This is a genomic window from Neisseria sp., from assembly GCF_030523955.1.
Lineage (GTDB): Bacteria > Pseudomonadota > Gammaproteobacteria > Burkholderiales > Neisseriaceae > Neisseria.
The window spans coordinates 1-12,319 of record NZ_JAUNHL010000031.1; the positions used below are offsets into that span (position 1 = coordinate 1).

At 54.8% G+C, this 12,319-nt stretch carries 8 protein-coding genes; 6 read left to right on the top strand and 2 right to left on the bottom strand.

The window, feature by feature from the left end:
• Positions 1 to 307: 307 nt before the first annotated feature.
• The 5 genes from Q4C79_RS07850 to Q4C79_RS07870 all read left to right on the top strand — a co-directional run bounded on the left by Q4C79_RS07850 (position 308) and on the right by Q4C79_RS07870 (position 4,536).
• Entirely contained in the window at positions 308 to 1,129 is an 822-nt protein-coding gene (locus Q4C79_RS07850; protein ID WP_303090465.1) for a pirin family protein, read from the top strand.
• Between the two features lie 351 nt (positions 1,130 to 1,480).
• Complete coding sequence (truC, locus tag Q4C79_RS07855) at positions 1,481 to 2,224, top strand: tRNA pseudouridine(65) synthase TruC (RefSeq protein ID WP_303090466.1); 744 nt, start codon at positions 1,481 to 1,483, stop codon at positions 2,222 to 2,224.
• Positions 2,225 to 2,661: 437 nt separating this feature from the next.
• Complete coding sequence (locus Q4C79_RS07860) at positions 2,662 to 3,492, top strand: bifunctional transcriptional activator/DNA repair enzyme AdaA (RefSeq protein ID WP_303090467.1); 831 nt, start codon at positions 2,662 to 2,664, stop codon at positions 3,490 to 3,492.
• Complete coding sequence (locus tag Q4C79_RS07865) at positions 3,489 to 4,133, top strand: alpha-ketoglutarate-dependent dioxygenase AlkB (RefSeq protein WP_303090468.1); 645 nt, start codon at positions 3,489 to 3,491, stop codon at positions 4,131 to 4,133. The genes Q4C79_RS07860 and Q4C79_RS07865 overlap by 4 nt, the downstream gene beginning before the upstream one ends.
• A gap of 154 nt (positions 4,134 to 4,287) precedes the next feature.
• A complete protein-coding gene (locus Q4C79_RS07870) occupies positions 4,288 to 4,536 on the top strand; it encodes a cytochrome-c oxidase (RefSeq protein ID WP_303090469.1) in 249 nt (82 codons plus the stop codon).
• Positions 4,537 to 4,855: 319 nt separating this feature from the next.
• On the opposite strand, the gene Q4C79_RS07875 is transcribed toward Q4C79_RS07870, so the two are convergent.
• On the bottom strand, positions 4,856 to 8,725 hold the full coding sequence (locus Q4C79_RS07875) for a translocation/assembly module TamB domain-containing protein (protein WP_303090470.1): 3,870 nt from the start codon (positions 8,723 to 8,725) through the stop codon (positions 4,856 to 4,858).
• Complete coding sequence (locus Q4C79_RS07880) at positions 8,725 to 10,578, bottom strand: autotransporter assembly complex family protein (protein WP_303090471.1); 1,854 nt, start codon at positions 10,576 to 10,578, stop codon at positions 8,725 to 8,727. The genes Q4C79_RS07875 and Q4C79_RS07880 overlap by 1 nt, the downstream gene beginning before the upstream one ends.
• Before the next feature lie 390 nt (positions 10,579 to 10,968).
• Here Q4C79_RS07880 and sstT point away from each other — a divergent pair, with 390 nt between their 5' ends.
• Positions 10,969 to 12,213 (top strand): serine/threonine transporter SstT, encoded by a 1,245-nt coding sequence (sstT, locus tag Q4C79_RS07885; protein ID WP_303090472.1) that lies wholly within the window; start codon positions 10,969 to 10,971, stop codon positions 12,211 to 12,213.
• The last annotated feature ends 106 nt before the right edge of the window (positions 12,214 to 12,319 follow it).

Genomic DNA, 12,319 nt, shown 5'->3' on the forward strand with positions numbered 1-12,319 from the left:
TCTGCTGGTAAGGGGGGGGGAGTAAAGTTTGGAATTCTTATTTTAACTCACTATATATTGGCCTAGCCCGTGGCCAAGTGGCGGTGGTGCAAACAAAACATAATGCCGCCATGAACAGCGGGCAGGCCATAGCCTTTGCAAAATCCATTCAGGCCGTCTGAAAACTTTCAGACGGCCTGAAGCTTTATATCTACAAAGGTTTGACGGATGCCGGTGATTGAATTTTGCCGAAATGGCGCTAAATAGAAGAAGTCATTCATTTGTGCAAAGCTGCTGCTTCGGCCAGCTTTATAACTAGGAGTTTTTTATGAGCGCACGAAACATCATTACGGTTTATGCAGCCGATAAGGCGATTGACGATGGCGATATGCTGTTATGGCGTGCCCTGCCGTTGCGCGAGCGTCATTCGCTCGGCCCGTTTGTGTTTATCGACCACTACCGCCACCACAGCCGCCGCGGTATTGGCGACCGTCCGCATCCGCATGCCGGCATCGAAGTGATCAGCTATCTGATGGAGGGCGGCGTGGCTCACCGCGACAGCTCCGGTTTCCGCGACACCTTGAGTGCAGGCGATGCACAGTGGATCTGTGCCGGCCGCGGCATCATCCACGCCGAACAACCCGACGGCGGCCGCCATGGTTTGCAATTATGGACGAGCCTACCGCCCGCGCAAAAGATGATCGAGCCGCGTTACCGTTCGTTTCGCGCCGCCGATATTCCGTTGTTTGAGAAAAATGGTGTGCAAATTCGTGTGGTGGCCGGTACGGTAGACGGCGTAACCGGCCCGATGGAAACCGTCAGTAACGCCGTTATGGCTTATGTACGCCTGCCGGCCGACAGCCGAATCAGCCTGAAAATCGATGCGCCGGAATTGGGGCTGTATGTGACCCACGACCGCCTGCCGCTGGGTAACGGCCAAACGCTCGGCGCTGAAGGGCTGGCGGTGTTGGGTGAGGGCGATGAAGTATGGCTGCAAACAGGCTCCGAAGCGGTGGAGCTGGCGATACTCGGCGGCGAGAGAGTCGAAGGCCCGATTCTCTTCGACGGCCCGTTTGTAATGGATACCCCCGAGCGCCTGCAACAGGCTTATAGCGATTACCGCAGCGGCAAAATGGGAACTTTGGTGTAAACGGTTTGTTCATCGCTTATCCGTTTTTTGGGCTGCCTTGCATAAGCCAATCAACTGAAGCAAAAGTACACACGTCATACTCGTTCTTAACCCGAGTATCTTGAATGGCTGCAACATGAAATATTCCGGTCAAGCGCGAATGATGGCGGAACGGTTATTAAATTTCAGTTTATTCTTGATACTCGTGCTATCTGCGGCTTGCTGCCTCGTATTGAAGCAATTGAATCCGCTATATTTTTTGTGATGATTCGTTTTCAGACAGGCAATAGCATGCCTGTCTGAAACATTGCCAAATCAGTAAGCTGCGTTTACTCTCTTGCCAACGCCCTATTCCCTGCCCTGCAACCATTCATGATACCGATTCTCTACCAAGACGCCGCCTGCATCGCCGTGTGCAAACCCGCCGGAATGCTGGTGCACCGCAGCGCCATCGACCGGCACGAAACCGTTTTTCTGATGCAGACCCTGCGCGACCAAATCGGCCGCCATGTGTTTCCGGTGCACCGGCTCGACCGCCCCACTTCCGGCGCAATGCTGTTTGCCTTCGACGCGCCGACCGCCCGCACCTTGTCGCAACAGTTCGAAGCGCGCGAGGTGGCCAAAACCTATTGGGCGGTGGTGCGCGGCTGGACCAACGATGCCGGCCGCATCGACTACCCGCTCAAGGAACTGCTCGATCCGATTGCCGATGCGCTCAGCGACCCCGACAAGGCCGCGCAGAACGCCGTTACCGACTACCGTACGCTGGCGAGGGCCGAATTGCCGTTCGTTACCCAAGCGCGCCACGCCACCTCGCGTTATTCTTGGTTAGAAATCACGCCGCACACCGGCCGCAAACATCAAATCCGCCGCCATTTGAAGCATATTTTCCACCCGATTGTCGGCGACACCAGCCACGGCGATTTGAGGCAAAATCATGCCGTGGCCGCCTTTTGCGGCAATCAGCGCCTGCTGCTACACGCCCGCAGCCTGATGTTCACCAGCCCGGAGAGCGGCCGCCCCGTTACCGTGCTTGCCGAACCGGATGATGATTGGTTGCGCGTAATCACGGCGTTCGGCTGGCATTCGCCGCCGCAAGCGCCGATTGCGCCCTGAAATATAGTGGCTTAAATTCAGAATAGGACAAGGCGCCGAGCCGCAGACAGTACAGATAGCACGGCAAGGCGAGGCAACGCTGTACTATTCTGAATTTAAGTCACTATACCGTTGCGGCCAAACCGGAATCCGTTTTTCCCATGCCTGTCTGAAAAACATGTGCAAAGTTTTTCAGACAGGTAGAGAACTTTGCAAAATTCTTTTCGATATCTGAAAGCATTTGCGTCATGCTCGGGCTTGACCCGAGCATCTTTTTGTTTTGAAAGAAAAAGCAGATACTCGGGTCAAGCCCGAGTATGACGAGATATCAATCAATTCAGGATGAAAAAGTTTTTTGCAAAGGTTTCAGGCATATTCATCAAGAATCGGGTCGCCAAGCTTTTTCCGCTCGCGTACCATAGCCTCATCGTTGAATCGAAACGCACCGGAGCATCCTCATGAAAACCGCCGATACCCCGCAATTTGCCCGCATTGCCGCCGCCATCGAATACTTGTACGACCATGCCGCCGAACAACCGGATTTGGCCGAGGTGGCGGCGCAGGTACACCTCAACCCTGAGCATTTGCAACGCGAATTCCAAGCGTGGGCGGGTATCAGCCCGAAAAAAATGTTGCAGCACATCAGCATAAGCCGCGCCAAAGAAGCGTTGAAGCGCAGCGAAAGCGTGGCCGAAGCGGCGTTTGCCGGCGGCTTGAGCGGCACCGGCCGCTTGCACGATTTGTTTGTCCGCATCGAGAGCATGACGCCCGGCGAATACAAAAACGGCGGCGCCGGTTTGCAAATTGCCTACCATTTTGCCGCCAGCCCTTTTGGCGAAGTATTAACCGCCGCCACCGGAAAAGGCGTGTGCTTTATGATGTTTGCCGATGAGCGCGAAGCCGCGTTGCAGGCGCTCTGCGCAGAATATCCGAACGCCGGCTTTACCGAAACGGAAAACGCGTTCCACCGAAGCGCCATGCAGATATTTTCCGCACCAGGCCAGGGCAAAATCCCGCTACACCTGAAAGGCACGCCGTTTCAATTGAAAGTCTGGCAGGCGCTGCTCTCGATTCCCGCCGGCTGCCTGAAAAGCTACGGCAGCCTCGCCGCCGACATCGGCCGGCCCACCGCTGCGCGGGCGGTCGGCACCACCGTCGGCAGCAATCCCGTCGCCGTGCTGATTCCCTGCCACCGTGTGATCCGGGAAAGCGGCATCATCGGCGGCTACCGTTGGCAGCGCGGGCGTAAAATAGCCTTGTTGGCCAAAGAATTGGAAGGTGCGGCATGAGCTTGGATTTATTCGCTTACCCCCCCGACCCGCAAACCAACCTGCTGCCTTATGAGGGCATCGTAAACGATTACGGCGTGATTCTTAGCCAACACGAAGCGGATGCCTGTCTGAAGGCGCTGTTAAACGACATTGCTTGGCGGCACGACCAAGCGCTGATTTACGGCAAACTGATTACCACCGCCCGCCAAGTGGCGTGGTACGGCGAGGGCGCTTTTTCCTACACTTATTCCGGCATCACCCGCCGCGCACTAGCCTGGACGCCGCTGCTGCTGCAACTGAAGCAACAAGTGGAGCGGCACTTGCAAGCCGTCAGCCCCACCGTGTTCAATTCCTGCCTGCTCAACCGCTATGCCAACGGTAACGAAGGCATGGCCTGGCACAGCGACGATGAAAAAGAATTGGGTCGGCGCACCGTTATCGCTTCGCTCAGCTTCGGCGCCGAACGCAAATTCGCCCTGCGCCATAAAAAAACACGGGAGAAACGCGAAATCATGCTGCAACACGGCCAATTAATCGTGATGCGCGGCGACACGCAGCAATATTGGCAGCACGCCATTATGAAAAGCAGCAGGGTTACCGAAGAGCGCATTAGTTTGACTTTCCGTACCTACGGCGGCCAAAATGCCGTAAGCGGTTGATGATGCACGCCGCTGTTGCGAAAACGGACGTTAACGGCAGGAACCCCGGTCTGTTTATCTGCTCAAACGCTTATGTATGTGTATGCCTGTCTGAAAGGTATTTGCCGTTTTCAGACAGGCCTTCCCTTCAATAGATAAAAACAAAGGAGCAACCATGTCGCTATTTAAAAAAGACGATATTGATTTAAGCAAAATCAAGCCGCAACCTTACGAGAGTTTTGAAAAAGCCGAGCAAAAACGCGAAGAGGAAGCCACCGCCGTTCATCCGCCGCTTACCGAGCGGCAAAAAGAAATCGTGCGCGAGCAAAGCGGTATCAATCCGGTGAGCCAAACCGTAAGCGATGCGCTGAAAGATGCCGACGATGTGCCGGAAACGGAAGACCGCTTTCAAGATAAGCCTTGAGTTAAACGGCTATGGCTATCAAAAAGATACTCGGGTCAAGCCCGAGTATGACGTGTACTTTTTTCAATTTAAACCACTAAATATTTTCAGACAGGCATCTTTAAAATGCCTGTCTGAAAGCTTTTGCAGGCAGAGCCTTTTGCAAAATTCTTTTCGATACTTTAAACGCTTGCTTGATGCTCGTGCTTAATCCATGCATCTTTGTTTATCGTGAGAAACTTTATTCCTGCCAGCGCCCTACTTTTCCCTCGGGCGTACAAATGTTTTCAGACAGGCATTTTAAAGATGCCTGTCTGAAAACTTTTATGGAAACAAATCCTTAATCGAAACGGATGATGTATTTCATTTCGCCGCCCCACGATTGCGAGCCGACGCGGCCGATCGCCTGTATCGAACGGGTGAGCTGGTAGACCAGTTTGACCGATTGGTCGGCGCTGTTAATGCCGTATTCATACCCCAAATACAGTTCACTGGTAAGCTGTTTGCCGAAAGTGAGCACCTGCTCGGCAGGATTGAGTTCGCCGGTTTGGGCGTTGCGGGTACGCTGGCTCGTTAGGCCGAAGTTGTCGACCAGGCCGATTCTATCGTTAACCTTGCCGGCCAGCCAAGCACTGGCGGCGGTGGCGAGCGCGGCTTCGTCGCTGTCGTTGCCGCTGCTGGCGCGGTTGAGAATCAGCCAGGAGAGTTTGTCTTTTTCGCTCATCGCTTCGTCGGCCACCAAGCTCACGCGCGGGTTGTTGAGGCTGCCCAATACTTCGACGCCTGCGCCCACCGGCGAGAGGTTGCGGGTGGCGCGGATATTGAGGTTGGGATCATCCAAGGGGCCGACAAAGGAAATGGTACCTTTATCGATGTTCAAATCTTGGCCGTAGGCTTTGTATTTGCCTTTGACTACCCGCACGGTGCCCACGCCTTGTACGTCGCGGCCGGGTTGGGCGGTGATATTGAGGGTGCCGCCGAGCAATACGTCCAATCCTTCGCCGCTAAAGCGGAAATTGTCATTCAAATCCAGCGCCAGATTCAGGCTGATCGGCGTGGCGGCGGTTTTCTCTTTCTGCTCTTCGCCGATCACCACCACGTCGTCGCTCAATGTGGGCATGCTGGAGTCTTGGAAGCCGAAACGGCCTTCGTCGGCTTTCAGGGTACCGGTCAGTGTAATGCCGGTTGCATCGGTATACAGCATTCTGGCGTTGCCGCTCAGGGTAAGGCGGCGGTTGGGCTTGTCGAGCATCTGGTATTTATTGAATACTGCGCTCACGTTTACATCGGGCGAGGTGCCGACCAGGCCGATGTCGCCGGTAAGGGTGGCGCTGCCGCCGCGGTGGAAGGTGAGGTTATCGATAATCCATCTGCGGCCTTGCAGACGCGAGCGCAATACGCCGTTATCCAGAATCACGCCTTGGGCATGATTGCGGTAATACAGGTTATCGCCGGTGAGGGTGCCGTTTAGCTGCGGGTCGCCCAAGCGGCCTGAAATCACGGCGTCGCCAATCAGCCGGCCTTTCAATATCTGGCCGATCGGCATCAGGTTTTTAAAAGCTTCCAAATCGGGAGCGTTAAGGCGGATTCTGCCGTTAACCGGCGCCTGCGTGATGGCGTTGCCGAAGTTTTGGCTGATGACGACGTTGCCGTCGATGTTGCCGTAACGGGTGGTGCCTTTGATCTGGTTGTCGATGCGGCCGTTTTGGAAGCGGGTTTGCAGCGACAAGGCGCTCAAACCGAGTGCCTGCTTGCGGTAATCGAGGATGATGTCGCCGCTTTGGCGCTGCACATTCAGATAACCGCTCATGTTTTGCGTGTAGGCGATGTCCCAATCGCCGGCCAGCACCATATTATGCTCTACCGCCGGTTTATAGAAATTGTGCAATTCGGTCATGTGCAGGTTGTCGGCACGGCCTTTGGTGGTGATGCCTTGTTTTTTATCCCACACGAAACGCTCCAGATTCAGGCTGCCGCCCATCGCTGCCCAGCGTGCGGCGCTCAGGCTTACGCGTTCGGCGCCTGCTTCCAGATTGAGGCTGTTTTGCAGATGGAGGTTGAACGCGCCGCTGATATCAAACGCGCTGACTGTACCCTGCCACTGGTTACGCTCGTTCAGGCCGCCGTCGGCGGCGAGATTGAAGCGATAGGGTTTGCCGTCAAACGCCATGCTGCCGCTGCCGCGTATGCTTTGACGGCGGCCGGTGCCGTTAACCGCGAGATTGACGGCATCGATGCGGGTGGGCGTTTCTTGGCCGGGGATGATAATCTGGCGGCCTTCGGCCTGAAGGTTTAAGGGCTTGCTCAAATCGGGCGAGCCTTGCAGGTTGAAGGTGAGGTGGTTGATTTGCAGCGCCTTGCTGATATTCAACCGCTCGGCGCGGCCGTTCAGATTGGCTTCCAGCTGTTTTACCGAACCGGCCAGCGTGCCCTGCGCTACTAAGAGACCGGACATGCCGAATCCGAAACGGGCAATATCGGGAGCGTTGATGTTGAGGTTAAGCCTGTCGCCCTGTTTGCCGAAGCTGCCGCTGGTTTTGATGATGTTGCTACCCAGCGCGATATCGGTAATGGCGCGGCTCAGATGGTCTTTATCGTATTCGATGTCGGCATTGCCGCGCAGGGAAACGCCGGAGAGCGTACTTTGCCCGAACTGCATTTTGCCGTTGAAAAGCTGCTTGCCCAGCGCGCCGGTCAGTTTGATGTCGCCGTTCACGCTGCCCTCGGGCATGGAGCTGTGGATTTTGGCCGGATTGAAGTTTTTACTGGTCAGATTCAGGTTGAGCGCTTGGTCTTTAAACAATTCCAAGGTACCGGCCGCTTGGGTTTCACCACCGTTTTCAGGCAGGATTTGCGCGCGCTTCAGGTTAACAGTTTGCTGGCCGCTGGCGGTATCGGTACTGAGCAGTACCTCGCCGTTGCTGACGGTTTTGCCGAACGTGAAATTCCACAAGGCCTGCGGATCGCTGTAACTGCCGCGCAACTGGATTTTGCCGTTGAGCGCATCAGGATATTCCTGCGCAAGTACATCGCCCAACACAATATCGTGCGATTCGGTATCCAGATTCAGCGTTTGCTTGGCGGTATCGGTGCTGCCGCTGAAGCTGATACGGCCTTTTTTCAGCAATGCCGCATCGGCTTCCAGAATTTTCAACACGCCGTTTTCATCAACGGTGAAATCCGCCAGCAGGCTGCGCACCGGAATGCCGCCCTGATCGGCTGCCGCCGCCTGGTGGTTGGCCAAATCAATAGAGCCTTCCAACGACAAACCGGAAGTGGCCGCCGGCACCACGGTGGCATCGAAATCCAGATCGGCTTTCGGCGCACTGGCAATAAAAGCCTGTGGATTCAATCCATTGCCTTTGATGGCAACATGACCGATGATTTTATCTAAGGTGTTGCCGAAGGGATGGATTTGGGTGTCTGCGGTCAGCTTGACGCCTTGCCCGGCCAGATTACTATTGAGCTGAATGTTCTGCAATTCGCCGGAGAGTTTGAAGGTACCGTCCACCGCAATATCGTTCAGTGCGCCGCTACCGGCGATATCACCGCCCAGTTTGAACGGTGCGGCGGTGTCCAAAGTCAGCAGGCCGCTGCTGTCGCTCCATGGGGTTTGGATGGAGCCGACACGGATACGGTGTTGCTTATGGTCGTAAACATAATTCAGACGGGCATGACGCAACACTTCGCTTTTGGCTTTGCCGCTGGTGATGCGGCCGACCTCCAGCGAATCGAGCGCCACTTCCACTGGCAGGCTGACGCTTTGGGGCGCTTGGGACGGCGTGGTCTCTTTGGGCGGCGTGGGCTTGCTTTGAATATGGATGTCACCGGCGGCCAAGCGCCGAATATGCAGTTTTTTCTGCCACAATTCTTTCGGCTGCCAAGCGAGGGTGAGGCTGGAAATATCGATATCGCTGCCTTCGGTTTCGATGCGCCACTCATCGCCGTTGAAGCCGTCTATCAGCGTGCCGCTCAACGTTTTCGAGCTGATGTTCACGCCGAACCAGCCGGGCACTTGGTAAAGGCCGAAACGCAAGCCGGATTCTGTACTAACCATCCAGGCAATCAAACCGGCGAGCATCAGAATGGCGAAAACAAACAGCAATAAAATGGCACGCAACCATTTGCGGCCGCGTTTCTTGGGCGCGCCCGGCGGCGTACCGGCAGGCAGTCCGGTATCAGTAGCGAGGGTGGATGTGCTGGCCGTCATTAGAACTGAGTCCCTAAGCTGATGTGCCAACGTATTTTTTTATCGTTATGGCCGTAGGCAATGTCGAATGAAAACGGTGCAACCGGGCTGAACCAGCGTACGCCGACGCCGGTACCGTGTTTGAGGCCCATGTTTTTGAAGTTGCGCGAAACGTCGCCCATATCATGAAAGATGGCGGCGGAAAAATCTTTATTAATCGGATACTGGTATTCCAGGCTGGCGACGGCCAGTGCGCGGTCGGGCAATACGGAATCGTCGGGGCCGGCGATGCCGATGCTGTCGAGCTCGTAACCGCGCACCGACGTGGCGCCACCGGTACGGAACAGCAAGCTGGCCGGTACTTCGTTGTTTTCTTTGGCATACACGTAACCCAGTTGGCCGCGCACGATGAAGGTACCGTATTCTGTTTTCTCAGGCGTAAAGTAATAGGCAGCACGGGCGTATGCACGTTGAACCGAAGTAGTGGACATCAACGAGCCCAACGTAGTGCCGACTTTTGCATCCAGATAATAACCGTTGGCCGGATGCAGTGTGGTTTCGATGTCTTGATGGCGCCACGATGCGGTCAACATGGTTACGGCGCTGTGACCCAGATCAGTATTGCTTGACGGAATACGGCGGCTGCCGGAAATATATTCCACACCGAGGCGCGATTCGATGTTGTTACGGTCACGTACAAACCAAACCCCGCTGGTGAGATCTTTGGTTTCGAGGTTTTGGGTGGTGGAGCGGGTATAGGCAACGTTGCTGGTCCAATAATGGCCATCGTTATTGCGCGGCTGGCTGATACCGGCGGAAAGCGTGGTCTGGTAGCGGTCGCCATCCATCACCACCGAACCGACATAGCCTTTGTTAAACAGGTTGTAATAGTCGTAGCCGATTTTGCCGCCCGGGCCGTATTCGGAATCCCAGCGCAAGCCAAGTTCGAGCTTGTGTTTCTTAACTTCGCTGACGTTAACTTTCACCGGCACGCGGTCGCCCTGCAAATTGGCGAAATCGGCTTGAACCGAAGCGCCGGAAAAGTGGCTGTTTTGCTCCAACGCCTGCTGGTAATCGAGCAATTGGTCCAAATCGTAAGGCGAGCCGGTTTTAAAAGGCGCCAAGCCGCTGACCACGCTTTCTGGATAGCGTTGGGTGCCGCTGATTTGGATATCGCCGAAATAAATCGGCTGTTGGCTGTCGACCACCACACTCAGATCGGCGGTATTTTTATTGGGATCGATATTGGCTTGGGTTTGGGTAAAGCGCGCCAGCGGGTATTTTTTGCGGGCCACTGCCGCCAGCACCGATGTTTTGCTCTGCGACCAATTGTCCTGCTGGAAAGGTGCGCCCACCGGCAGCGCCCAGTTGGCCATGGCGTTTTTATAGTAGCTGCCCAATTCTGCATCTTGCAGCACGTCGCCGATAATCGCCACGCTGACGTTGTCGATATGGGTGCGCTTACCTTGGGCAACATTGACAACATAGCCCTTACCGCTGCTTTGCACTTGGGTTTGGCTGTTGAAATAACCTTGGGTGCGCATCATGTTTTGCACGTCGGAGGGTGTGTCCTCCAACAAAAAACCGATTTGTTCGATATCCAAATCTTCTTGCTGCTGCTCGGTAATCAGCGGCAGATGCTCTTCCAGCATGGTTTTGACTTCTTCATCGCCAACGTTGACGGTTACCGGATATTTTGGCGTAAGCTTTTTGCCCTCCGCCGCTTCCGTTTGCTTGGGCTGCTCCACCCGAACATAATCCGACGGTTTGGGGTCGCCGGTGGCAGCGGCTGCAACAGCGGTATCCGCCCAAGCCTGTTGGCAGGCAAAAGCGAGTGTAGTCAACAAGAAGGCGGTAGAAGGAAATCTTTTCATAAACGGTTCATTCTGCGCAAAAACGGCGGACAGCCGGGCGCGGATGATTTTAACATCGTTTCTCAGGCGTGTAATCCCACAGTAGGTTTTCAGACAGGCATATCCGGCCTTGGACAGCCTTTGCGATGATTTGTTCTGGCCGCATCTTAATATAGAGAAGCCCCTATCCGTTTCGCTTTCCGGCTACCGATTATCCGACAGCAAAAAGATGCCTGTCTGAAAACCTGCCGCCTGTTTTCAGACAGGCATATCGTTATATCTTTAGATGGTGTTGATAATGACATCTTTTCTAATTTTATTTCATACCGCCGTTATTCTTTTGACCTTAGCTGCTTTTTTATATCTTTAATTGATGTAAAATTACATTTTTTAAACTTCAAGGAAAGTGACATGTCAGCCGAAAACTCATTTTGGGCGATGTTCAACCGGGTCAGCTTGGTCAAACAGATTATCGTCGGGTTACTGTTGGGCACCTTGGCCGGTTATCTGGGCAGCGGCCCGAACCCTTTGCTCTCTGCGCAGGTTGTGGCCGGCATCGGGATTCTGGGGAATATGTTTATCGGTGCGTTAAAAGCGATTGCGCCGATTTTGGTATTCACCTTGGTTACCGCAGCGGTGGCGCAGCACCAAACCGGCAGCGAAGCTAAGGTAAAACCGATTATCGTGCTTTATTTAATCGGCACGTTTTCGGCTGCTGTCGTCGGCGTAGCGGCAAGCTTTCTGTTTCCGACCAGTATCGCTCTGGCCGATGCCGCCTCGGGCGACAACACGCCTCCCTCCGGCATAGCCGAAGTTTTGCAAACGCTGCTGATGAACTTGGTTGCCAATCCGATAAGCGCTCTTGCCGGCGCCAATTACATCGGTATCCTGTTTTGGGCGCTGCTGCTGGGTTTCGCTTTGCGTCATGCCGCAGAATCCACCCGCCTGACGATATTGGATATCGCCGATGCCGTATCGAAAATCGTCGGCTGGGTAATCCGTTTCGCACCTTTGGGCATTTTCGGCATCGTTACCACCACGGTGGCAGCCACCGGCTTGGAAGGATTGGCCAGCTACGGCAAATTACTGCTGGTGCTGGTGGGCAGCATGCTCTTGATTGCCTTGGTAGTGAATCCCTTGATTGTATGGTGGAAAATCCGCCGCAACCCTTACCCTTTGGTATTCACCTGCCTGCGCGAGAGCGGTGTTACGGCATTCTTTACCCGATCTTCCGCCGCCAATATTCCGGTTAACATGATGTTGTGTAAGAAACTGGGCTTGAACGAAGACACTTATTCGATTTCGATTCCGCTGGGCGCTACCGTTAACATGGCCGGTGCGGCGATTACCATCAGCGTGCTGTCGCTGGCGGCGGCACACACCCAAAATATTACCGTCGACTTTACTACCGCTTTACTGTTAAGCCTGTTGTCCACCATAAGCGCCTGCGGTGCCTCCGGCGTGGCCGGCGGCTCGCTGTTGCTGATCCCATTGGCTTGCAGCCTGTTGGGTATCGACAATGATGTGGCGATGCAGGTCGTGGCGGTGGGCTTTACCATCGGCGTGGTGCAAGATTCCTGCGAAACTGCACTCAATTCGTCTACCGACGTCCTGTTTACCGCTGCGGCGGAATTGGGCGACCGCCGTCAGGGCTAAGCTTTTTTCCTAACGCTTTTTAAAAAGCCTGTACCGTTTTGCCGGTACGGGCTTTTTCAATGCGCACACGTAAACTCTTGCCAGCCCGGTATCCGGAATGCCTGTC